This is a genomic window from Burkholderia sp. L-4, assembly GCF_056856535.1.
This window is the reverse complement of record NZ_JBXEOX010000001.1, coordinates 1,966,247-1,988,223: the sequence shown is the minus strand read 5'-3', so window position 1 is coordinate 1,988,223 and position 21,977 is coordinate 1,966,247. Positions and strand designations below refer to the sequence as shown.

General features: G+C 68.4%; 18 protein-coding genes. 9 read left to right on the top strand and 9 right to left on the bottom strand.

Annotation, left to right across the window (positions count from 1 at the left end):
- Positions 1-121: 121 nt before the first annotated feature.
- Complete coding sequence (locus AC1VVG_RS09225) at positions 122-487, bottom strand: hypothetical protein (RefSeq protein ID WP_034186805.1); 366 nt, start codon at positions 485-487, stop codon at positions 122-124.
- Positions 488-960: 473 nt separating this feature from the next.
- Here AC1VVG_RS09225 and AC1VVG_RS09220 point away from each other — a divergent pair, with 473 nt between their 5' ends.
- The 3 genes from AC1VVG_RS09220 (at position 961) to AC1VVG_RS09210 (ending at position 4,418) form a co-directional block, all read left to right on the top strand.
- Positions 961-2,397, top strand: a complete 1,437-nt coding sequence (locus AC1VVG_RS09220; RefSeq protein ID WP_482835540.1) for an aldehyde dehydrogenase family protein — start codon at positions 961-963, stop codon at positions 2,395-2,397.
- Positions 2,398-2,520: 123 nt separating this feature from the next.
- On the top strand, positions 2,521-3,711 hold the full coding sequence (locus AC1VVG_RS09215) for an NAD(P)H-dependent flavin oxidoreductase (protein WP_482835539.1): 1,191 nt from the start codon (positions 2,521-2,523) through the stop codon (positions 3,709-3,711).
- 65 nt (positions 3,712-3,776) lie between these two features.
- Positions 3,777-4,418, top strand: a complete 642-nt coding sequence (locus AC1VVG_RS09210) for an OmpW/AlkL family protein (protein WP_034186808.1) — start codon at positions 3,777-3,779, stop codon at positions 4,416-4,418.
- A 74-nt stretch (positions 4,419-4,492) separates the two neighbouring features.
- On the opposite strand, the gene AC1VVG_RS09205 is transcribed toward AC1VVG_RS09210, so the two are convergent.
- The gene (locus AC1VVG_RS09205) at positions 4,493-4,696 is read right to left on the bottom strand and encodes a DUF1289 domain-containing protein (RefSeq protein ID WP_006493160.1); all 204 of its coding nucleotides are present in this window, start codon (positions 4,694-4,696) and stop codon (positions 4,493-4,495) included.
- 394 nt (positions 4,697-5,090) lie between these two features.
- Here AC1VVG_RS09205 and AC1VVG_RS09200 point away from each other — a divergent pair, with 394 nt between their 5' ends.
- The 4 genes from AC1VVG_RS09200 to AC1VVG_RS09185 all read left to right on the top strand — a co-directional run bounded on the left by AC1VVG_RS09200 (position 5,091) and on the right by AC1VVG_RS09185 (position 9,173).
- On the top strand, positions 5,091-6,185 hold the full coding sequence (locus AC1VVG_RS09200; protein ID WP_034186809.1) for a polyamine ABC transporter substrate-binding protein: 1,095 nt from the start codon (positions 5,091-5,093) through the stop codon (positions 6,183-6,185).
- An 86-nt stretch (positions 6,186-6,271) separates the two neighbouring features.
- Complete coding sequence (locus tag AC1VVG_RS09195) at positions 6,272-7,432, top strand: ABC transporter ATP-binding protein (RefSeq protein ID WP_034186810.1); 1,161 nt, start codon at positions 6,272-6,274, stop codon at positions 7,430-7,432.
- Positions 7,429-8,355 carry an ABC transporter permease subunit gene (locus AC1VVG_RS09190; protein ID WP_034186811.1) on the top strand — a complete coding sequence of 309 codons (927 nt, stop codon included), beginning with the start codon at positions 7,429-7,431 and terminating at the stop codon, positions 8,353-8,355. Before AC1VVG_RS09195 ends, AC1VVG_RS09190 begins: the two co-directional genes overlap by 4 nt.
- The gene (locus AC1VVG_RS09185; RefSeq protein WP_034186812.1) at positions 8,352-9,173 is read left to right on the top strand and encodes an ABC transporter permease subunit; all 822 of its coding nucleotides are present in this window, start codon (positions 8,352-8,354) and stop codon (positions 9,171-9,173) included. The genes AC1VVG_RS09190 and AC1VVG_RS09185 overlap by 4 nt, the downstream gene beginning before the upstream one ends.
- Positions 9,174-9,266: 93 nt before the next feature.
- Here AC1VVG_RS09185 and AC1VVG_RS09180 read toward each other — a convergent pair whose 3' ends face one another.
- From AC1VVG_RS09180 to AC1VVG_RS09170, 3 genes are read right to left on the bottom strand one after another with little or no spacing between them, the layout of a single operon-like run.
- Positions 9,267-10,073 (bottom strand): sulfite exporter TauE/SafE family protein, encoded by an 807-nt coding sequence (locus AC1VVG_RS09180; protein WP_124669013.1) that lies wholly within the window; start codon positions 10,071-10,073, stop codon positions 9,267-9,269.
- Between the two features lie 18 nt (positions 10,074-10,091).
- Positions 10,092-11,765: a bifunctional protein tyrosine phosphatase family protein/NAD(P)/FAD-dependent oxidoreductase gene (locus AC1VVG_RS09175; protein WP_482835538.1), complete on the bottom strand. Its 1,674-nt coding sequence runs from the start codon at positions 11,763-11,765 to the stop codon at positions 10,092-10,094.
- A 32-nt stretch (positions 11,766-11,797) separates the two neighbouring features.
- Complete coding sequence (locus AC1VVG_RS09170; RefSeq protein WP_482835537.1) at positions 11,798-12,682, bottom strand: MBL fold metallo-hydrolase; 885 nt, start codon at positions 12,680-12,682, stop codon at positions 11,798-11,800.
- A gap of 253 nt (positions 12,683-12,935) precedes the next feature.
- Between AC1VVG_RS09170 and AC1VVG_RS09165 the strand changes: the two genes are divergently transcribed.
- Both AC1VVG_RS09165 and AC1VVG_RS09160 read left to right on the top strand, forming a co-directional pair.
- Positions 12,936-14,318 (top strand): sigma-54 interaction domain-containing protein, encoded by a 1,383-nt coding sequence (locus tag AC1VVG_RS09165; RefSeq protein WP_034186816.1) that lies wholly within the window; start codon positions 12,936-12,938, stop codon positions 14,316-14,318.
- 77 nt (positions 14,319-14,395) lie between these two features.
- Positions 14,396-14,920 carry a M949_RS01915 family surface polysaccharide biosynthesis protein gene (locus tag AC1VVG_RS09160; protein WP_034186817.1) on the top strand — a complete coding sequence of 175 codons (525 nt, stop codon included), beginning with the start codon at positions 14,396-14,398 and terminating at the stop codon, positions 14,918-14,920.
- 72 nt (positions 14,921-14,992) lie between these two features.
- Here AC1VVG_RS09160 and AC1VVG_RS09155 read toward each other — a convergent pair whose 3' ends face one another.
- The 4 genes from AC1VVG_RS09155 to AC1VVG_RS09140 form a co-directional block, all read right to left on the bottom strand.
- A complete protein-coding gene (locus tag AC1VVG_RS09155) occupies positions 14,993-16,021 on the bottom strand; it encodes a MerR family transcriptional regulator (RefSeq protein ID WP_482835536.1) in 1,029 nt (342 codons plus the stop codon).
- A 127-nt stretch (positions 16,022-16,148) separates the two neighbouring features.
- A complete protein-coding gene (locus AC1VVG_RS09150) occupies positions 16,149-17,714 on the bottom strand; it encodes an efflux transporter outer membrane subunit (RefSeq protein ID WP_482835535.1) in 1,566 nt (521 codons plus the stop codon).
- A gap of 2 nt (positions 17,715-17,716) precedes the next feature.
- Positions 17,717-20,866, bottom strand: coding sequence for an efflux RND transporter permease subunit (locus AC1VVG_RS09145; protein WP_034186820.1), 3,150 nt, complete (start codon positions 20,864-20,866; stop codon positions 17,717-17,719).
- Positions 20,863-21,972, bottom strand: coding sequence for an efflux RND transporter periplasmic adaptor subunit (locus AC1VVG_RS09140; RefSeq protein WP_482835534.1), 1,110 nt, complete (start codon positions 21,970-21,972; stop codon positions 20,863-20,865). The genes AC1VVG_RS09145 and AC1VVG_RS09140 overlap by 4 nt, the downstream gene beginning before the upstream one ends.
- Positions 21,973-21,977 lie beyond the last annotated feature (5 nt).

The window sequence follows — 21,977 nt, the reverse complement described above, 5'->3', positions numbered from 1 at the left end:
GCCGGCATCGAAGGGGGGCGGTGCTCGTGCACCGTTCACCGTCAGCCATTCAGGCCGTTACTTCCGCAGCGGCGACAAGACCGTCGCGCCGGGCGACGCCGCGGCCCGCGCGCACCACGGCTCAGTCGGCCAGCCGCTTGTCCGCGAGCGCCTTGCAGCAGTCTTCGTACACCCATTGCACGAGTTTCGCGCGGTAATCGAGATCGTCGGTGTCGACGATTTCCTCGACCGCGTCGCGCGCCCACGACGCGTCGACGAACCCCGCATGCCGCTTCGCGATGTCCTGCGCGAGCGCCGCGAGCTTCGCGACCGCGAGCCAGTCGGCCTGACGGTGATGGCGGTCGAGCCAGCGGTGCGCGGCCTGGACCTGGAACGTGGCGTCCGGCCACGATTCGTTGAGGTAAAACGCGCCGAGGTTGCCGCAGGTGAGCCAGCAGAGCAGCTCAAGGCGGTCTTGCGAGCCGAGGGTATGGGATGCGTCGGTCATGGCAGCGCTCACGAAATGCGTCGATTCCGGGCGGCGCCGGATGCAATGAGCCGGTGCCGATATTAAAAACATAGCACGATGCGGGCCTGCCCGCGCACCCGGGCCGATGCTGATGTGGCGGCGGTCGCGCACACGCCGCCGGCGGCATGCGCGGCCGGCGAGCGCCACGCGGCGCGACGGCTCCCCGATTCTTTCGAATGGCTGTCAATCGTCATGCCGGCCGACCGAAACGCTCGCTAGAATGTCGGCTTTCCCGCGACGCATGGGACCGGAGCAAGCGCTGAAGCGCCAACTCGGGTCGACCGCGCAAGGGCATGGGACCGGAGCAAGCGCTGAAGCGCCAACTCGGGTCGACCGCGCAAGGGCATGGGACCAGAGCAAGCGCTGAAGCGCCAACTCGGGTCGACCGCACAAGGGCATGGGACCAGAGTAAGCGCTAAAGCGCCAACTCTGGTCGACAGGAGACGGAAGCGATGAAAATCTACGACCAGTTCTACATCGACGGCGCATGGCGCAAACCGGCCGGAACCGGCACGATCGACGTGATCGACTCGGCCACCGAGGCCGTGATCGGCCGGATTCCCGAAGGCGTCGCATCCGACGCGCAGGACGCGATCCGCGCGGCGCGCGCGGCCTTCGACGCATGGGCGGCCACGCCGGCCGCGACACGCGCGGGCTACCTGCGCAAGATCGTCGAGCATCTGCAGGCGCGCAGCGAGGAACTCGCGCAATCGATCACCGGCGAAGTCGGGATGCCGATCAAGCTGTCGCGCGCGATCCAGGTCGGCGGCCCGATCTACAACTGGAAGGCGTACGCGAAGCTCGCCGAGTCGTTCGAATTCGAGGCGCAGGTCGGCAACTCGCTCGTGGTGCGCGAGCCGGTCGGCGTCGTCGCGGCGATCACGCCGTGGAACTACCCGCTGAACCAGGTCACGCTGAAGGTCGCGCCGGCGCTCGCGGCCGGCTGCACGGTCGTCCTGAAGCCGTCCGAAGTCGCACCGCTCAACGCGTTCATGCTCGCCGAAGCGATTCACGAAGCCGGGCTGCCGGCCGGCGTGTTCAACCTCGTGTGCGGTTATGGCCCGGTCGTCGGCGAGGTGCTGGCCACCGATCCGGACGTCGACATGGTGTCGTTTACGGGCTCGACGCGCGCGGGCAAGCGCGTGGCCGAGCTGGCGGCCGCGGGCGTCAAGCGCGTCGCGCTGGAGCTGGGCGGCAAGTCGGCATCGGTGATTCTCGACGACGCCGATTTCGCGACGGCCGTGAAGGGTACGGTGAACGCGTGCTACCTGAACGCGGGACAGACCTGCTCGGCGCACACGCGCATGCTGGTGCCGGAAGCGCGCTACGACGAAGCGCGCGCGCTGGCGAAGGCCGCGGCCGAAGCGTACGTCGCGGGCGACCCGCGGCAGGATACGACGCGCCTCGGCGCGCTGGCGTCGGCCGTGCAGCAGCAGCGCGTGCAGGCGTACATCCAGCGCGGCATCGACGAAGGCGCGGAACTCGTGACGGGCGGCACGGGCCTGCCGGACGGCCTCACGAAGGGCTTCTTCGTGAAGCCGACGGTGTTCGGCCGCGTCGATCCGAAATCGACGATCGCGCAGGAAGAGATCTTCGGGCCGGTGCTGTCGATCATCACGTATCGCGATGAAGAGGAAGCCGTGCGCATCGCGAACGATTCGCCGTACGGGCTCGGCGGCGCGGTGTGGGCCGGCAGCGACGAACGCGCGATGCGCGTCGCGCGCCGCCTCCGCACGGGGCAGGTCGACATCAACGGCGGCACGTGGAACGCCGCGGCACCGTTCGGCGGCTACAAGCAGTCGGGGCACGGCCGCGAGAACGGCGTGTACGGGCTCGAGGAGTATCTCGAGTACAAGTCGATGCAGCTGAAGCCGGCGAAGCCTGCCTGAGCGCCGCGCGCCGCATGGAATGGAGACGGCACGCTCGCGTGCCGTTTTTTTATTGACGGCCGTCAAGGTGCGCGTCGGTGGATCGTCGATCATCGCGGTTCCGATGTTCCGACGAGGTTTCAGATGACCGTACGCAGTTCCTTTCCGCCGCTGACGATTCGCGGCCGCACCTTGTTGCCCGTCGTGCAGGGCGGCATGGGCGTCGGCATCTCCGCACACCGGCTGGCCGGCAGCGTCGCGCGCGAAAGCGCGGTCGGCACGATCGCGAGCATCGACCTGCGCCACCATCATGCGGACCTGCTCGCACGCTGCCGCGCGCAACCCGATCGCGCGACGCTCGAGGCCGCGAACCGCGAGGCGCTCGCGCGCGAGATCCGTCTCGCGAAGACGTACAGCGAAGGGCGCGGGATGATCGCGGTCAACGTGATGAAGGCGGTGAGCGCGCACGCGGACTACGTGCGCGTCGCGTGCGACGAGGGCGCGGACGCGATCGTGATGGGCGCGGGCCTGCCGCTCGACCTGCCCGATCTCACGCAAGGGCACGACATCGCGCTGATCCCGATCCTGTCGGACAGCCGCGGGATCGCGCTGGTGCTGAAGAAGTGGATGAAGAAGGGGCGCCTGCCCGATGCGATCGTGATCGAGCATCCGGCGCACGCGGGCGGCCACCTCGGCGTCACGCAGATCGACGACATGCACGACGCGCGTTTCGATTTCGCGCGGGTGCTCGACGAGACCGCGCAGGTGATGGCGTCGCTCGGTCTCGAACGCGAAACGATTCCGCTGGTCGTGGCGGGCGGCGTAAACAGTCACGACACGGTGCGCGCGGCGTTCGCGGCCGGCGCGGATGGCGTGCAGGTCGGAACGCCGTTCGCGGTGACGGAAGAAGGGGATGCGCATCCGCACTTCAAGCGCGTGCTTGCCGATGCGACGCCCGACGACATCGTCGAATTCGTCAGCGTGACGGGGCTGCCCGCCCGCGCGGTGAAGACGCCGTGGCTCGATCGTTACCTGCGCAACGAGACGCGCATTCGCAACAAGCTCGGCGCGTTCAAGCAGCGTTGCCCGACCGCGCTCGAATGCCTGAGCGTATGCGGGCTGCGCGACGGCATCGAGAAATTCGGCCACTTCTGCATCGACACGCGGCTTGCGGCCGCGCTGCGCGGCGACGTCGCGAACGGGCTGTTCTTCCGCGGCCGCGAAGCGTTGCCGTTCGGCCGCGCGATCCGCAGCGTGCGCGATCTGCTCGACCTGCTGCTGACGGGCAGTGCGACCGAGCCTGCGGCAAACCGTCCCACGTTTACGCTGGCTTGACCAATATCAAGATGACGAAAAGACCCTACATGGAGAATGGAAACCATTCTTTGGGGGTCCGTACCATGCATAAAACGATTCGAACTTGTGTCACCGCAGCCGCCGTCGCGGCCACCTTCGTCGCGATGCCGTCGCTGTCGCACGCGGCGTCGCCCGGTGACGGCATCAACCAGGGTGACGTACTGGTCCGGCTTCGCGCGATCAGCATCCAGCCGAACGAGCGCGCGAGCGATACGCTCGGCGCGATCAACACGGGCGTGAACAACGCGATCGTGCCGGAGCTCGACTTCACGTACATGATCCGCGACTACCTCGGCGTCGAGCTGATCCTCGGCACGTCGCGGCACCAGATGACGTCGAGCCTCGGCAATCTCGGCGGCGTGGGCGTGCTGCCGCCGACGCTGCTGCTGCAGTATCACTTCAACCACGCGGGCAAGGTGCGGCCGTACGTCGGCGCCGGGTTGAACTACACGTACTTCTACAACAACGGGCTCAACGTCGGCGGGGAGGGCGTGTCGATCAACAAGAGCAGCTTCGGCCCCGCACTGCAGTTCGGCGTGGACGTGCAGCTGACGAAGAAGGTGTTCATGAACGTCGACGTGAAGAAGATCTGGATGAGCACCGATGCGACGCTGGGCGACAAGGGCATCGGCACGCTGCACATCGATCCGCTGATCGTCGGCGTGGGCGTCGGGATGAAGTTCTGACGCGGCAGGAAAAGAACAGAGTTGGGGTTGGCGGCATGGCGGTCGGCATGCCGCTCTTTTTTTGTGCGGCGGATTTACAGCTTGTCGTACTGGAAGCGCATCGCGGTGCCTTCGCGCGTGATGCGCTCCCACACCGCGCGCTTTTCGTCGTCGCTCAGGAACACCCAGTTCGACACTTCGGCGGCCGTGCGGCCGCAACCCTTGCAGACTTCGTCGAAGAGGGTCGAGCACACGCCGATGCAGGGGCTGTCGGGCAGGTCGTGGAGATTGGAGGCCATCGGAAGGGTTCGCGCGGTTGAATCGTGAACCGCCATTTTAATGCATCGCGGCCGCCGGGTCGGCCGGCGCCGGCCGGCATGCGATCCCGGTGCGCCGGCGCGACCGTCCGGCCGCGCGCCCGGTATGCGACCGCGGTTTCGCCCCTGACCGTTTTTCCCGGTGGACAGATGCCGATTACCCGATAGAATTCCCCCGGAACGCCCCGCCGCGCGGGCAGCCTGGCTGGCTGGCGGCGGGAATCTGTTCCGTTTGCGCGACACCGGCATGTTTTTTTTGTGACGGCGCGCGAATGATGGTAGTTTTCGGGGTTTTCGAGGGGTGGCGCGCCAGAATGCGCCGCCATGACGAGGCAGACGACAGCCGGGCAACGTGTCCGGCCGGAGGGAGAACGGGATGAAAGCAAAGGTAGTGGGCCGGTTCGCAGCGCTCGCGCTGTGCGTGGGGGCGTCGGCGGCAGCGGCGAAGGATACGCAGCTCAATGTCTATAACTGGTCGGACTACATTGCGAAGGACACGATCCCGAACTTCGAGAAGCAGACGGGTGTCAAGGTCCGCTACGACAACTACGACAGCGACGACACGCTGCAGGCGAAGCTGCTGACCGGCAGCTCGGGCTACGACATCGTCGTGCCGACCAGCAACTACGCGGGCAAGCAGATCGCCGCCGGCATCTTCGCGCCGCTCGACAAGTCGAAGCTGCCGAACCTCAAGTACCTCGATCCGCAACTGATGGCGCTCGTCGCCGGCGCGGACCCGGGCAACAAGTACTCGGTGCCCTGGGCGTACGGCACGACCGGTCTCGCGTACAACCTGACGAAGGCGCAGCAGGCGCTCGGCAAGGTGCCGCTCGACAACTGGGACATCCTGTTCAAGCCGGAAAACCTGTCGAAGCTGAAGACCTGCGGCGTGTCGGTGCTCGACGCGCCCGACCAGATGTTCGCGGCGACGCTGCACTACATCGGCAAGGATCCGATGAGCACGAACCCGGCCGACTACAAGGCCGCGATGGAAGTGCTGAAGAAGATCCGCCCGTACATCACGCAATTCAACTCGTCGGGCTACATCAACGACCTGGTCGGCGGCGACATCTGCTTCGCGTTCGGTTGGTCGGGCGATGTCGTGATCGCGAAGCATCGCGCGATCGAGGCGAAGAAGCCGTACAAGGTCGAGTACTACATTCCGAAGGGCGGCGCGCCGGTGTGGTTCGACGTGATGGCGATCCCGAAGGACGCGAAGAACAAGGAAGCGGCCCTTGCGTGGATCAACTACATCGAGGACCCGAAGGTGCACGCGGCGATCACGAACGCGGTGTACTACCCGAGCGCCAACGCCGAGGCCCGCAAGTACGTGCGGCCCGACGTCGCGAACGACCCGGCCGTCTACCCGCCGGCCGACGTCGTGAAGACGCTGTTCCTGCTCAAGCCGCTGCCGCCTGAAATCCAGCGTCTGCAGACGCGTTTGTGGACCGAGCTGAAGTCGGGCCGCTGACGCGAGCCGAAGTGAACCCGCAGTCATGAAGCCCCTGGTGCCCCCGGGGGCTTTGTTCGTCTAACGCAGGAGAGAAGCAGCACATCATGAATAGCCAGTCGGGTGCGCCGGTCGCGGGCGCGCCGTTCTCCGTTTCCTCCTCCGGCGCCGATGCGCGCGCCGAGAACTTTGTCCAGATCGTCGACGTCGTCAAGAAATTCGGCGACACCGAGGCCGTGCGCAGCGTCAACCTGACCGTGCGCCAGGGCGAGCTGTTCGCGCTGCTCGGCAGCTCGGGCTGCGGCAAGTCGACGTTGCTGCGGATGCTCGCGGGCCTCGAGACGGTCACGTCGGGCAAGATCCTGATCGACGGCGAGGACCTCGCGCAGATGCCGCCGTACAAGCGGCCCGTGAACATGATGTTCCAGTCGTATGCGCTGTTCCCGCACATGTCGGTCGAGTCGAACGTCGCGTTCGGACTGAAGCAGGAAGGCACGCCGAAGGCCGAGCTGAAGGAACGCGTCGCGTCCGCGCTCGAACTCGTGCAGATGAGCAAGTACGCGAAGCGCAAGCCGCACCAGCTGTCCGGCGGCCAGCAGCAGCGCGTCGCGCTGGCCCGTTCGCTGGTCAAGCGCCCGAAGCTGCTGCTGCTCGACGAGCCGATGTCCGCGCTCGACAAGCAAATCCGCCAGCGCACGCAGATCGAGCTCGTCAACATCCTGAACAAGGTCGGCGTCACCTGCATCATGGTCACGCACGACCAGGAAGAAGCGATGACGATGGCGAACCGCCTCGCGGTGATGAGCGAAGGCCAGATCGTGCAGATCGGCTCGCCGAACGAAGTCTACGAATACCCGAACAGCCGCTTCTCGGCCGAATTCATCGGCTCGACGAACCTGTTCGACGGCGTGACCGTCGAGGACGAACCCGACCACGTGTACATCGAATCGCCGGAGCTGCCGAGCCGGCTGTACGTGAGCCACGGGATCTCGGGCCCGCTCGGGATGCCGGTCACGGTGTCGGTGCGCCCCGAGCGGATCGCGCTCACGCGCAAGCCGCCCGAAGGCGCGTTCAACTGGGCGCGCGGCCGCATCAGCAACGTCGCGTACATGGGCGGCTATTCGCTGTATCACGTGAAGCTCGACGCGGGCAAGACGGTGATCGCGAACGTGTCGAGCCTCGCGATTTCCGAGCTCGACACACCGGCGCTCGGCGACGAGATCTACGTGCGCTGGAGCGCGACGGCCGGCGTGGTGCTGACGTCATGAACGCGTTCAAGTCCCTGCTCGAGTGGCCGGTGCGGCGCTTCAACCTGACGGGCGCGTCGGCGGTCGTCGCCGGGCCGTTCACGTGGCTTGTGCTGTTCTTCCTGGTGCCGTTCGTGCTGGTCGTCAAGATCAGCTTCGCGGAGCTGCAGCTCGGCATCCCGCCGTACACGGAACTCGCGTCGTATACCGACGGCGTCGTGCACATCGCGCTGAACCTGTCGCACTACGCGTTCCTGTTCACGGACAGCCTGTATTTCGCGACCTACGTGAACTCGGTGTGGGTGGCCGCGATCACGACGCTGCTGTGCCTGCTGGTCGGCTATCCGATGGCGTACTACATCGCGCGCTCGAATCCGGCGACCCGCAACCTGCTGATGATGGGCGTGATGCTGCCGTTCTGGACGTCGTTCCTGATTCGCGTGTACGCGTGGATCGGCATCCTGAAGAACAACGGGCTGCTGAACAACTTCCTGATGTGGATCGGCCTCACGCACACGCCGATCGAGCTGTACCGCACGAACTACGCGGTGTACATCGGGATGGTGTACTCGTACCTGCCGTTCCTCGTGATGCCGCTCTACGCGCACCTCGTGAAGATGGATCTGCGCCTGCTCGAGGCCGCGTACGACCTCGGCGCGAAGCCGTGGAAGGCGTTCGTGCAGATCACGCTGCCGCTGTCGAAGAACGGGATCATCGCGGGCTGCCTGCTGGTGTTCATCCCGGCGGTCGGCGAGTACGTGATTCCGGAGCTGCTCGGCGGCGCGAACACGCTGATGATCGGCCGCGTGATGTGGAACGAGTTCTTCAACAACGCGGACTGGCCGATGGCGTCGGCGGTGACCTGCGCGATGGTGCTGCTGCTGCTCGTGCCGATGGCGATGTTCCAGCACTTCCAGGCGAAGGAACAGGGAGGCCGTCGATGAAGCCGAACCGTTATTTGCAGTTCGCGGCGCTGTTTGCCGGCTTCGCGTTCCTGTACATCCCGATCCTCAGCCTGATCGTCTATTCGTTCAACGAGTCGAAGCTCGTCACCGTGTGGTCGGGCTTCTCGTTTCGCTGGTATGCGGCGCTCGTGCAGGACGACGAGCTGCTGACGGCCGCGTGGCTGTCGCTGAAGATCGGCGTGCTGACCGCGTTCGCGTCGGTGTTCATCGGCACGTGGGCCGGCTTCGTGCTCGCGCGGATGGGGCGCTTTCGCGGCTTCGCGCTGTTCAGCGGGATGATCAACGCGCCGCTCGTGATCCCCGAAGTCATTCAGGGGATCTCGCTGCTGCTGCTGTTCATCGAACTGGCGAAGTGGATCGGCTGGCCGGCCGAGCGCGGCGTGTTCACGATCTGGCTCGGCCACGTGATGCTGTGCATCTCGTACGTCGCGATCATCGTGCAGTCGCGCGTGCGCGAGCTGAACCCGTCGCTGGAAGAGGCCGCGCTCGATCTCGGCGCGACGCCGCTGAAGGTGTTCTTCACGATCACGTTGCCGCTGATCTCGCAGGCGCTGATCGCGGGCTGGCTGCTGTCGTTCACGCTGTCGATCGACGACCTCGTGCTGTCGGCGTTCCTGTCGGGCCCCGGCTCGACGACACTGCCGCTCGTCGTGTTCTCGCGCGTGCGTCTCGGCCTGAATCCGGAGATGAACGCGCTCGCGACGCTGTTCATCGTCGCGGTGACGGCCGGTGTCGTGATCGCGAACTTCGTGATGCTGCGTCAGGAACGCAAGCGGATGGCGGGTTACGCGGGCTGACGGACAGGCCGCGGCCGCGATGAAAAACGCCCGGTGCCGACGAGTCGGGCCGGGCGTTTCGTTTGGCGACGCGTGCGCGGCACCGCCGGTGGCTCATGCGCCGAACGCGGCTTTCGCCAGCAACCCGAGCGCAACGCACACGAGCACGGCCGCGAAGCCGGCCTGCACGTGCCGCGCGGCGAGGCGGCGCGACGCGCCGCGGCCGGCGGCCATGCCGAACGCGGTTGCGACGGTGAACCACAGCGTCACGTCGAGCGGCGCACGTGTGCCCGACACGAGCGTCGCGAGCACGCCGCCCGTGCCGACCAGCGCGATCACCATCAGCGACGTCGCGACCACGCCGTGCATCGATACATTCGTGAACTTGCGCAGCATCGGCACGATCACGAAGCCGCCGCCGACGCCGAGCAACCCCGTCATCAGTCCCGTCATCGCGCCGGTCGACGCCAGCGCCACGACGACCGGCCAGGACCACACCAGCCGGCCCGTATCGGGATTCACGCGGCCGACGCACAGCGGCGACGCGTCGGCGTCGCCGGCCGCCTGCCGCAGCGCCTGCCGCAACAGGCGGCCGGCGACGACCAGCATCGTCAGTGCGAACAGCGTGAGCAGCAGGCGCTGCGGCAACATGTGCGCGAGCCGTACGCCGAGCGTGGTCAGCGGCACGCCGGCCACGGCCATCAGCAGCGCCGCGCGATAGCGCACGAGCCCGCGGCGGAAGCCTTCGAGCGCACCGAGCGCGGCACTGCCTGCTACCGCGACGAGCGCGACGGGCGTGGCCTGCTGCATCGGCCAGCTCATTCCGACGACGAGCGCGGGCACCGCGAGAATGCCGCCGCCGGCGCCGGTCAGCCCGAGCACGGCGCCGACGAAGCCGCCCAGTACGAGGGAAATCAGCATGACGTCATCGCGCTCCGGTCAACGTGCGACGGCGGGCTTCGCGAGCCATTCGCGGCCCTTGAGCATCGCCTTCCAGTAGAGCGGCGGCAGCACGCGTTCCTTGAGCAGCCACGCGAGCCGCGACGGGCGCTTGCCGTCGATCAGCCACGCGGGGAAGGTCGGCGCGACCTTGCCGCCATACAGGAATTCGGCGAGCACGATCTTGCCGCGCTCGACGGTGAGCGGGCATGAGCCGTAGCCGTCGTACGCGGCATCGCCGTGCGCGCGGCCGAGCGACGCGAGCAGGTTGTGCGCGACGACGGGCGCCTGCTTGCGGGCGGCGGCGGCCGTTTTCGCATTGGTCGTGTTGGTGACGTCGCCGAGCGCGTAGACGTCCGGAAACTGCCGGTGCCGCAGCGTCGCCGGATCGACGTCGATCCAGCCGGCCGCGTCGGCGAGCGGGCTCGAACGCACGAAGTCGGGCGCCTTTTGCGGCGGCACGACGTGGATCATGTCGAACCCACGCACGACGGTTTCCTTGCCGCCGTCCGGCAGCGTGCGCGCGAACGTCGCCTGGCGTGCCGGGCCGTCGATCGCGACGAGGTTGTGGCCGAACGACAGCGCGATGTCGTAGCTTTTCACGTATTCCATCAGCGCCGGTACGTAGTCGGCGACGCCGAACAGCGCCGCGCCCGCATTCAGGAATTCGACGTTCGCGGCGTCGAGCCGGCCCGCGCGCCGCCAGTGGTCGCACGACAGGTACATCGCCTTCTGCGGCGCGCCCGCGCACTTGATCGGCATCGGCGGCTGCGTGAACAGCGCATGGCCGCCGCGGAACGCGCGCACGAGTTCCCACGTGTACGGCGCGAGAGCGTAGCGGTAGTTCGACGTGACGCCGTTGCGGCCGAGCGTGTCGGCGAGGCCGTCGATCGCATGCCAGTCGAGCTTGAGTCCCGGGCACACGACGAGCTTGCGGTAGCCGATGCGGCGGCAGCCGTCGAGCACGACCGTGTGCGCGTCGGGCTCGAAGCCCGCGACGGCGGCCTGGATCCGGTGCACGCCTCGCGGCAGCACGTCGGTCATCCGGCGTGCGGTGGTTTCCGGCTGGAACACGCCCGCGCCGACCATCGTCCAGCCCGGCTGGTAGTAGTGGACGTCGGCCGGATCGATCACCGCGATGTCGAGCGACGCGTCGCGCGCGAGCAGGCTCGACGCGACCGCGATGCCGGCCGCGCCCGCGCCGACGATCACGATGTCGTGCCGTGCGCCGACGACGGGTGGCGCGGCTTGCCGCCCGCCCGGTGCGATGCGCGACGCGATTCCGCTCAGGTCGTAGCCGGCCGCGCCGGCCGTCGCGATGATGTCGTTCAGCGGCCGCAGACCCGCCTGCGACAGCGCCCACAGCGTGGCCGAACGCGTGCCGCTGCGGCAGTAGGCGAGCACCGGGCCGTCGAGCGACGCGAGCAGCGCGCCGAACTGCGCGGCCTGGTCGTCGGTGACCTTGCCGGTATCGACCGGCAGGTAAAGCACGTCGATGCCGAGCGGCGCGGCCGCCGCGCGGATTTCGGTGACGGTCGGCTGGTCGGCGCCTTCGCCGTCCGGCCGGTTGCAGACGATCGCGCGGATGCCGGCCGCGTGAAGCGCGGGCAGGTCGGCCGCGGTGATTTGCGGCGAGACCGACAGCGTGTCGGTCAGCTTGCGGATGGAGGTCATGTCGGGGTCTCGGTTGGGGCAGCGCGTGCGGCTCAGATCGCGTCGAGCGGGATCTTCAGGTAGCGCACGCCATTGTTCTCGGGCTCGGGCAGGTGGCCGGCACGCATGTTGACCTGCACGGACGGCAGCATCAGCACGGGCATGTCGAGCGTCGCGTCGCGTGCGGTGCGCATCGCGACGAAATCGTCCTCGGTCACGCCGTCCTTCACGTGCACGTTCGCGCGGCGCTGCTCGGCCACCGTCGTCACGAACTGCACGTCGCGGCCGCCCGGCTGGTAGTCGTGGCACAGGTACAGGCGCGTGTCGGGCGGCAGCGCGAGCACACGCGCGATCGAGCGGTACAGCGTGCGTGCGTCGCCGCCGGGGAAGTCGCAGCGGGCCGTGCCGTAGTCGGGCATGAACAGCGTGTCGCCGACGAATGCCGCGCGCTGCGTCGCGTCGTCGACGCAGTAGGTCATGCACGCGGGCGTGTGGCCCGGCGTGTGCAGCGCGCGGATCGTCAGCGCGCCGAGCGCGTGCGTGTCGCCGTCGTCGACGAGCCGGTCGAACTGGCGGCCGTCTTCCGCGAAGCCGGGACCGGCGTTGAACAGCGTGCCGAACACGTGCTGCACGCGGCGCACGTGCGAACCGATCGCGATCCGGCCGCCGACTCGCGCTTTCAGGTACGGCGCGGCCGACAGGTGGTCGGCATGCACGTGCGTTTCCAGCAGCCACTCGACGGTTGCGCCGAGTTCGGCGACGCGGGCGATCAGCCGGTCGGCGCTGGCCGTGCGCGTGCGGCCGGATGTCGGATCGTAGTCGAGCACGCTGTCGATCAGCGCGCACGCGCGGCTGTCGGTATCGAGCAGGAGATAGCTGACGGTGTGGGTCGCCGGGTCGAAAAAGCCTTCGACCGACAGGGCGGGGGCGTTGCTCACGGGGTGTCCTCGATCGGGTTCTGCATCTGCAATCGCGATCTTTACTTCAAGAAGCGTGCCAGCCAGCGGTGCGGCATCGGCCGATCAGGCAGGGGCTTGATTCGGCTCGGGTTTTCGGTGCGTCGGCGGCCTCGTGATGGTGGCAGCGACACCCGGTGGCGGACGAAGACTGCCACAACTGGCAGTGTCGTGGCAGAATTGGCAGTCCGCCTGGCAGTCCGCCCGGGCGCCTCTTCACCGAGCGAGCCTCCGCATGCATCCGCACGACACCATTCCGATCGTTCCCGCGCCGCGTCGCGACGCGCTGCCGGACGTGCGCGCGCTCGTCGCTTATCTCGAGCAGGACCCGCAGCCGATGATCGTGGTCGATCCCGACTACCGCATCCTCGCGGCGAACGAGGCGTACCGGCGCCAGTTCGGTGTAGCCGGCGTCGAGCACGTGGGCCGGCACTGTTTCCAGGTTTCGCATCACTACGACGTGCCGTGCGACCAGGCCGGCGAGCATTGCCCGATGAAGCAGGCGCTCGAATCGCGCGGGCTGAACCGCGTGCTGCACATCCATCACACGCCGCGCGGCCCCGAGCATGTCGACGTCGAGCTGCGGCCGATCTTCGATGCGGACGGCAACGTGATCGCCTATGTCGAGCGGCTGACGACGGTGCGCAGCGCATCCGCGCAACCGAGCGCGGAGGGGCTCGTCGGCGGCTCCGACGCCTTCAATGCGGCGCTCGGCGCGCTGCAGCGCGTCGCGCCGTCGACGCTGCCGGTGCTGCTGCTCGGCGAATCGGGCACCGGCAAGGAACTGTTCGCCCGCGCCTTGCACGAGGCGAGCGATCGCGCGATGGGGCCGTTCGTCGTCGTCGATTGCTCGGGGATCGCCGAGACGCTGTTCGAGAGCGAACTGTTTGGTTACGAGAAAGGCGCGTTTACGGGCGCGAACCAGCGCAAGCCGGGCCTCGTCGAAACCGCGCAGGGCGGCACGCTGTTTCTCGACGAGATCGGCGACGTGCCGCTGCCGATGCAGGTGAAGTTGCTGCGGCTGATCGAGTCGGGCACGTTCCGGCGCGTCGGCGGCGTCGAGGCGCTGCGCGCCGATTTCCGGCTCGTCGCGGCCACGCACAAGCCGCTGCGCGAGATGATCGACGACGGCCGGTTCCGGCAGGATCTCTACTACCGGATCAACGCGTTTCCGATTCCGCTGCCGGCGTTGCGCGAACGGCAGGGCGACGTCGCGCTGCTGGCCGAGTCGATCCTGCGACGGATCGCGAATGCGCGCGGCAAGGCAGGCGACGCGAATGCGCGGCCGTACAGGCTGACCGAACACGCACGCGCGTGCCTCGACGCGTATGCGTGGCCCGGCAACATCCGCGAGTTGCGCAACGTGCTCGAACGCGCGTGCCTGTTCGCGGACGACGGGACGATCCGGGTCGAGCATCTGCCGGCCGAACTGGTCGCGGCAGCGGCGGCGCCGCAAGATCCCGCGGCGGACGCGCGCGACGTGCCGGACGCGGAACTCGTGCGTATCGCGCGTACGTTCGGCGGCACGCGCAAGGCGCTTGCCGAGCGGCTCGGGATGAGCGAGCGGACGCTGTACCGGCGGATGAAGGCGCTCGGCGTAGGTTCGCGCGAGCGTTGAGCACGCATGTCGCACGCGGCTGGCAACGGTACGCGGGTTTGCCGATAATGACGTATTCCCGTTCCGCCTCTTCGCCGATGAACCGACGCTTCCTTTCGCCTTGCCTGTTTCTTGCGGCCGCCGTCTCGTGCAACCCGGCCCAGGCCGCCGACTATACGTGGACCGATGCGGCCGGCGCGCACGCGGTGACGCTGGCCAGGACCGAGTCCGGCGACGATGTCGAGCTGAAGGTGGCGGCGACGCTCGACGGCCATCCCGACTGGACGGTGCGCGACTACGTGAAGGCCTGTCCGGTCGACGTGATCCTCGACGTCGTACCGAAGTCGATCGAAATGCGCGATCTGCTCGGCAACGGCCGCAAGCAGTTCCTGTTCGCGTACAAGATCGGCTGCCGCGGCGACGTCAGTGCCGATCAGGTCAAGTATTTCCTGGTGGACGCCGGCACGAAATACGTGCTGCGCGGCGAGGAAACCGTGACGGTCAACGGCAAGTTCGTCGACGGCGGCGCGGCGCCCGTGCCGAACGCGGACCTGAAGGCGCAGCCCGTGCTTCTGCGTTACATGACGAAGCGCTGGCGCGGGATCAGCGCACGCAACGACTAGGCCGGCGGCCGATGCGTGCAGGGTGAGCGGGCGGTACACCGCGGCCCGTCCGCCGCCCGCCTCGTCATGCGCTCAGCGCACGGGCGCCAGTTGCGCCATCGCTTCGCGCACGAAACCGAGCAGCGTCTCGTCGGTCCACGAATCCTTCGTCAGCGCCGGCTCGTTCATCAGCGCCGCGCGGAATTTCGCGTGCGTGGCCGGATCGTGGCCCGCGTAGCTGCGGAACAGTTCGAGCCAGCGCTGCGCGAGCGCGCGGCCTTGCGGCGAATCGGGCCGCGTGCCCGCGTCGATCGCGTCGCGCACGTCGGCCATCAGTTGCGGCCATTCCATCGCACGTTCGGCGTAGTGCGCGCGCATGAAGCGGATGTCGTCCGGCGCGAGGTACTTCTCGAAGAGCCGCATCTTCGTTTCCGACGATGCGCGCAGCACGTAGTCGCGCAGCGCGGTCGAGATGCCGATCTTCGACTGCATCGCCGGTTCGTGCTCGTGCATCCGGTTGAGCTTCGCGAGCAACCGCGGATCGTTGTTCGTGTCGCGCACGAGCAGCGCCATCCAGCGTGCGGCGAGCGCACGCACGCGCTCGTCCTCGGCGGGCACGCCCGCGTCGTACAGCGCACGGACCTCGGCGACGAGCGCGATCCATTCCGCGTCGCCCGTCTGGCTCTTCCGGTACATCGGCATGCGCGCGAGTTCTTCCTCGGAGAAATATTTGTCGTACACGGTCATCAACTCCAGTGTGGTGAGCCAATCGGCCAGTTCCGGCTCCGTGCCCGCCGCGAGCTGCGCATGCAGGTTCACGAGCCGCTCGCGCAGCTGCGCTGTCTGCGCCAGCTGACGGTCGAGCAGCGCGATCTGCTTCGCGACGAGCTCGACGAGCGGGGTGCCGGGCTGGTTCAGGTGATCGCCGATTTCGGCGAGCGACAGGCCGAAGCGACGCAGCGCCTGGATCTGGTGGAGCCGGGCGATGTCGTGGCGGTCGTACAGCCGGTAGCCGTTGTCGGCGCGCGCCGAAGGCGTCAGCAAACCGATTGCGTGATAGTGATGAAGCGTGCGGACGGTCAGTCCGCTGCGTTTCGCCAGTTCTCCCACTTTCAGCCGCATTCGTTCCTCCGTTCGGTGCGCACACTGGAGTCTCGAACGTTACGCTACGTGAGGGTCAAGCGGAAGATCGGCATTCGGCGGCCGGACGCGTGCGGGGTCGCCGCACGCGGCCGGCCGAAGGGGCCGGTCATGGCGTCGAAGGGGCGGTATCGGGCGCGGCGGCGTGGGCCTGCTGGCCGGTTGCGGCATCGCCGGCCGTGCTGCCGGTCTTGGCGGATGGGTCGCCGTTGCCGGCCGGCGGCGTGCCCATCGCCTGGTACAGCCGCGCGGTATCCGCGAACCGCGCGCCGGTCGCGCGGATCTCGTCGAGCCGCGCGTTGCGGTACTGCAGCTCGCTCGCGCGCGCGGCCGACGGCGGCAGCGCGCCGAGCCGCACGCGGGCCGCCGCGTCGTCGTATGCGCCGCGCGCGGAAAGGGCGGCACGCGACGACGCATCGAGCGCTTCCGCATCGTGTTCGAGCGCCGCCAGTGAATCGGCGACGTTCTGGAACGCGCCGAGCACGGCCTGCTTGTACTGGTCGACCGCGGCCTCGTAGGTCGCCTTCGCCGCACGGCGCTGCGCGAGCAGCGCGCCGCCGTGGAAGATCGGCTGGCTCAGCGACGCGCCGACGTTCCAGATCGCGCCGGCGCCCGACAGCATCGTCGGCCAGCTGAAGCCGCCTCGTCCCATCGCGGCCGACAGCGACAGCTGCGGGAACATCTGCGCGGTCGCGAGGCCCACTTCGGCCGCGGCTGCCTTCAGCCCCGCATCGGCCGCCTGGATGTCCGGGCGGCTTTTCAGGAGGTCCGACGGCACGACGACGGGCACCTGCTCGGGCAGATGCAGATCGGCGAGCGCGAGATCCGCCGGCGGCCGGTCGGGCGTGCGGCCGACCAGCACCGCGAGCGCATGCCGCGCCGAGTCGCGCTGCTGGCGCAGCGCGGGCAGGCTCGCCGCGAACGTGTCGGCGCTTTGCCGCGCGTTCAGCGCGTCGCTGCGCGACGCCGAGCCGAGCGCATAGCGGCGTTCGGCGTCGTGCGCTTGGTCGTTCGCGAGCGCGACGAGCCGCTCGGTCGTGCCGATCTGCGCGTTGAGCACCGACACGGTGATCGACGCGGTGACGATGTTCGCGGCCAGCGCGCGCCGCGCGGATTCGAGCTGGAACGCGCTGACGTCGACGCGTTTCGCGAGCGCGCGGTTCGCGAAGCGCGACACGCCGAACAGGTCGATCGTATAGCTGGCCTGCAGTTGCCCGACGAACGTGTCGTACAGCAGCGTCGGCGCGCCGAGCGCGGGAATCGGCACGCCGAGCGCGCGCTGGCGTGTCGCCTGGGCGCCTGCGTCGATCGACGGCAGCATCGAGCTGCCGATCTGCCCGCGCAGCTGTTCGCGCGCGGCGTCCAGCGAATGCGACGCCGCGCCGAGCGTCGGGCTGTTGCGCAGCCCTTCGTCGACGAGCGCGTTCAGCGCGTCGGAGCGGTACTGCTTCCACCAGTCGGGCACCGGCTGTGCGCCGACTTCGAACTGTTGTGCGACGCCTTGCGCGGATACGGTCTGCTGTACTTGCGGCACGGTGCCGTAGTGCGCGGGCGACGGCATCGCGGGCGGCTCGCCGCTCGGCGCGAACCACGCGCAGCCCGCGAGCGGGCCGGCGAGGCTCGCCACCGCGAGCACCCGCACGGCTTTCGTTTTCAGGTTCATCGATTCATCCATGGTCAGGCTCCCGACGGCGCGGCCGATGCGCTGCCGCCTGGCGGCGGGCCGTCCTGCGGGTCGCGTTCGTCGCGCTTCACGCGGAACCACGTCGCGTACAGCGCGGGCAGGTAGAACAGCGTCAGCACGGTCGCGCTCGTGATGCCGCCCATCAGCGCGGTCGCCATCGGCCCGAAGAAGTTCGAGCGCAGCAGCGGGATCAGCGCGAGCACGGCGGCCGCGGCCGTCAGCGTGATCGGGCGGAACCGCCGCACGGTCGCGCCGATGATCGCGTCGATGCGGCCGTGGCCCACCGCGATGTCCTGCTCGATCTGGTCGACGAGGATCACCGAGTTGCGCATGATGATCCCGAACATCGCGATCACGCCGAGCATCGCGACGAAGCCGAACGGCTGGCCGAACAGCAGCAGCGTCGCGACCACGCCGATCAGCCCGAGCGGCGCGGTCAGCACCACCATCAGCACGCGCGAGAAGCTCTGCAGCTGGATCATCAGCAGCGTGAACACCGCGATCGCCATCAGCGGCATCTGCGCGTTGATCGACGCCTGCGCCTTCGCGCTTTCCTCGACCGAGCCGCCGATGTTGATCTGATAGCCGACCGGCAACTGCGCGCGCAGCGCGTTCAGCTTCGCGTCGACCGCATGCGTGACGTCGATGCCCTGGGCACCGGCGCGCACGTCCGACTGCACGGTGAGGGTCGGCTGGCGGTCGCGTTCCCACACGACGCCGTATTCGAGCGTCGGCGTGAAGCGGCCGAGCGAGCCGAGCGGCACGGGGCCGTTCGGTGTCGGCAGCGCGAGGCCCGCGAGCTTCGCCGGATCGACGCGATCGGCCTTCGGCGCGCGCAGGTCGACCGCGATCAGCTTGTCGCGCTCGCGATACTGCGTGACGGTCGTGCCGGACAGCGTCATCGCGAGGAAGCTCGATACGTCCTGCGACGTGACGTTCAGCTCGCGCGCCTTCTTCTGGTCGATCTCGAAGCGCACCGAGCGCTCGGCCGGCTCGTCCCAGTCGAACTGCACGTTGACCGTGCGCGCGTCGCCGCGCATCGTCGCCGCGACCTTCTCGGCGATCGAGCGCACCGTCGCGATGCTGTCGCCGCTCACGCGGAACTGCACCGGATAGCCGACCGGCGGGCCGTTCTCGAGCCGCGACAGGCGCCAGCGCACGGCCGGGAAGCGGTCGCGCAGCGTGGTTTCGAGCCAGGTCGCGAGTTTTTCGCGATCCTCGACCGATTTCGCGGTGATCACGAACTGCGCGAAGTTCGGCAGTTGCAGCTGCTGGTCGAGCGGCAGGTAGAAACGCGGCGCGCCGCTGCCGACGAAGTTCACCGAATGGTCGATCTCGGGGCGCTTGTCGATCGCCTTCTCGAGGCGTTCGGTTTCGCGCAGCGTTGCCGCGAACGACGCGCCTTCGGGCAACCGCAGGTCGACCAGCAGCTCGGGCCGGTCGGAGCTCGGGAAGAACTGCTGCGGCACCAGCGAGAAGCCCATCAGCGACACGACGAACAGCGCGCCGGTGATCAGCAGCACGACGAAGCGCCGTTCGATGCACCACGCGATCCAGCCGCGCAGCCGGCGGTAGAAGCGCGTGTCGTAGATGTCGTGTTCGTGATCGTCGGGCAGGTGCGCCTCGTGCGCCTGGCGCTTGCGCTCGGGCAGCAGGTGGTAACCGAGCAGCGGGATCAGCACGACGGCGGCGAACCACGACGCGATCAGCGCGATCGCGGACACCTCGAAGATCGAGCGCGTGTATTCGCCGGTGCTCGATTTCGCGAGCGCGATCGGCAGGAAGCCCGACACGGTCACGAGCGTGCCCGTCAGCATCGGGAACGCGGTGCTCGTGTACGCGAACGCGGCGGCGCGTGCGCGGCTGTAGCCCTGTTCGAGCTTCACGGCCATCATTTCGACCGCGATGATCGCGTCGTCGACGAGCAGCCCGAGCGCGAGCACGAGCGTGCCGAGCGACACCTTGTGCAGCCCGATGTCGAACAGGTACATGAAGAGGGCGGTGACCGCGAGCACGACCGGAATCGAGATCACGACGACCATCCCGGTGCGCAAGCCGAGCGACACGAGACTCACGACCAGCACGATCGCGACGGCTTCGGCGACGGCTTCGAGGAAGTCGTCGACCGAATGCGACACCGCGTGCGGCATGCTCGACACTTCGGTCAGCTTCAGGCCGGCCGGCAGTTGCGCCTGGAGGTCCTTCGATTCCGCGTCGAGCGCCTTGCCGAGCCGGATCACGTCGCCGCCCGGCTGCATCGTCACGCCGATGCCGAGCACGGCCTTGCCGTTCGCGCGCATCTGCGTGACGGCCGGGTCGTCGTAGCCGCGCTTCACCGTCGCGAGATCGCCGAGCCGGAACGTGCGGCCGTTGATGCGGATCACCGTATCGGCGATCGCGTCGACGTTGTCGAACTGGCCGCTCGGCCGCACGAACACGCGATCGTCGGCGGTGGTCAGCACGCCGGTCGACGAGATGTCGTTCTGCGCGTTGATGGCCTGCCCGAGCTGCTGCGGCGAGATGCCGAGGCGCGTGAGCTGCGCGTTGTTCACCTCGATGAAGATCCGCTGGTCGGGATCGCCGAAATAGTCGACCTTGCCGACGCCCGGCACGCGCAGCAGCACGGTGCGCAGCTGATCCGCATAGTCGTGCAGTTGCGCGGGCGTGAAGCCGTCGCCCTCGAGCGTCCAGATGTTGGTGTAGACGTCGCCGAACTCGTCGTTGAAGAACGGGCCCTGCACGCCGGGCGGCAGCGTATAGCCGATGTCGCCCACTTTCTTGCGGATCTGGTACCAGGTCTCGGGCACGTCCTTCACGGGCGCCGAATCCTTCATCGTGAAGAAGATCAGCGATTCGCCGGGGCGCGAATAGCTGCGCAGGAAGTCGATGGCCGGCGTCTCCTGCAGCTTGCGGCCGATCCGGTCGGTCACCTGTTCCTGCACCTGCCGCGCACTCGCGCCGGGCCAGAACGTGCGGATCACCATCACGCGGAACGTGAACGGCGGGTCTTCGGATTGCGCGAGGCGCGTGTAGGCGAGGATGCCCGCGAGCGTCGCGAGCGCGATCAGGTAGACGACGAGCGCCTGGTGGCGCAGTGCCCACGCCGACAGGTTGAAGCGGCCTTCTTCGTGCGGGGTGCTCACGATGCGAAGTCCTCCGGATGCAGCGGGGCGACCGGGCGCACCTTCTCGCCCGCGCTGACCGTATGCACGCCCTGCAGCACGACGCGCTCGCCCGGCTGCAGCCCGTGCGATACCGTCACCGTGCGCTCGTTGAAGCGGGCGACGTCGACGCGGCGCAATTCGAGCGTGTCGTCCTTCGCGCGCACGACCCAGACGGCCGGCTGCGCGCCGTCGTGGAACAGCGCGGTCGCGGGCAGCGTGACCGGCTGCGCGTCGCCGGCGGCCGGCGCGCCGTCGAGTGCGACGTTCGCGGTCATGCCGAGCCGGATCGCCGGGTCGGGTGCGGCGAGCGTGAGCCTTACGCGATAGGTGCGGCTTTGCGGATCGGCGGCCGGCGCGATTTCGCGCACCTTCGCGGCGAACTGGCGCCCCGGCAGCGACGGCAGCGTGACGGTCGCCGCATGGCCGGGCGCGAGCGACGCGAGCGCGGCCTCGGGCACGTCGCTGACGACGTCGACGTCGCCCGACCACGCGAGCTGGTAGACGGGCTGGCCGGCCGACACGTTCTGGCCGGTATCGGCCTGTTCGGCGGTGATGTAGCCCGCATGATCGGCGACGAGCGTCGCATACCGAAGCTGGTTCTTCGCGAGCGCGAGCTGCTGCTGCGCCTGGTCGCGCTGCGCGAGCGCCGACGTGTAGCTGTTCTGGGTCTGTTCGAGCTGCGCGGTCGCGATCAGATGTTCCTGCGCCTGCGCGCGATCGCGGTCGAGCTGCTGCTTCGCGAACGCGAGGCTGTGCGTCGCGGCGTCGAGTTGCGCCTGTGCGCTCGCGGCGTTTTTCTCGACATCGGACGGATCGAGCAGCGCGACGACCTGGCCGACCTTGACCGTGTCGCCGAGGCGCACCTTGCGCTCGATGATCTTGCCGGCGATGCGGAACGACAGCGGGGTCGCGTAGCGCGGCTGGATGTCGCCGGGCAGCGAGCGCGCGGCCGCCGCGGTATCGGCCCGCGCGGGCAGCGCGACGACGGGGCGCGGGGCCGGCGGTGCGGATTCTTTCGGATGACAGGCGGCAAGGACAAGCGTGGCGCCGATCAGCAGCGTGGCGCGGGAACCGGAGCGATTCACGAAAC

Bases quoted from the DNA above. Each gene is read 5' to 3' on its own strand.
- AC1VVG_RS09160 (WP_034186817.1), top strand. From the start codon at position 14,396: ATGAACCGACGCTTCCTTTCGCCTTGCCTGTTTCTTGCGGCCGCCGTC.
- AC1VVG_RS09205 (WP_006493160.1), bottom strand. From the start codon at position 4,696: ATGGCCTCCAATCTCCACGACCTGCCCGACAGCCCCTGCATCGGCGTG.
- AC1VVG_RS09220 (WP_482835540.1), top strand. From the start codon at position 961: ATGAAAATCTACGACCAGTTCTACATCGACGGCGCATGGCGCAAACCG.
- AC1VVG_RS09165 (WP_034186816.1), top strand. From the start codon at position 12,936: ATGCATCCGCACGACACCATTCCGATCGTTCCCGCGCCGCGTCGCGAC.
- AC1VVG_RS09175 (WP_482835538.1), bottom strand. From the start codon at position 11,765: ATGACCTCCATCCGCAAGCTGACCGACACGCTGTCGGTCTCGCCGCAA.
- AC1VVG_RS09195 (WP_034186810.1), top strand. From the start codon at position 6,272: ATGAATAGCCAGTCGGGTGCGCCGGTCGCGGGCGCGCCGTTCTCCGTT.
- AC1VVG_RS09150 (WP_482835535.1), bottom strand. From the start codon at position 17,714: ATGGATGAATCGATGAACCTGAAAACGAAAGCCGTGCGGGTGCTCGCG.
- AC1VVG_RS09225 (WP_034186805.1), bottom strand. From the start codon at position 487: ATGACCGACGCATCCCATACCCTCGGCTCGCAAGACCGCCTTGAGCTG.
- AC1VVG_RS09215 (WP_482835539.1), top strand. From the start codon at position 2,521: ATGACCGTACGCAGTTCCTTTCCGCCGCTGACGATTCGCGGCCGCACC.
- AC1VVG_RS09200 (WP_034186809.1), top strand. From the start codon at position 5,091: ATGAAAGCAAAGGTAGTGGGCCGGTTCGCAGCGCTCGCGCTGTGCGTG.
- AC1VVG_RS09180 (WP_124669013.1), bottom strand. From the start codon at position 10,073: ATGCTGATTTCCCTCGTACTGGGCGGCTTCGTCGGCGCCGTGCTCGGG.
- AC1VVG_RS09190 (WP_034186811.1), top strand. From the start codon at position 7,429: ATGAACGCGTTCAAGTCCCTGCTCGAGTGGCCGGTGCGGCGCTTCAAC.
- AC1VVG_RS09185 (WP_034186812.1), top strand. From the start codon at position 8,352: ATGAAGCCGAACCGTTATTTGCAGTTCGCGGCGCTGTTTGCCGGCTTC.
- AC1VVG_RS09210 (WP_034186808.1), top strand. From the start codon at position 3,777: ATGCATAAAACGATTCGAACTTGTGTCACCGCAGCCGCCGTCGCGGCC.
- AC1VVG_RS09155 (WP_482835536.1), bottom strand. From the start codon at position 16,021: ATGCGGCTGAAAGTGGGAGAACTGGCGAAACGCAGCGGACTGACCGTC.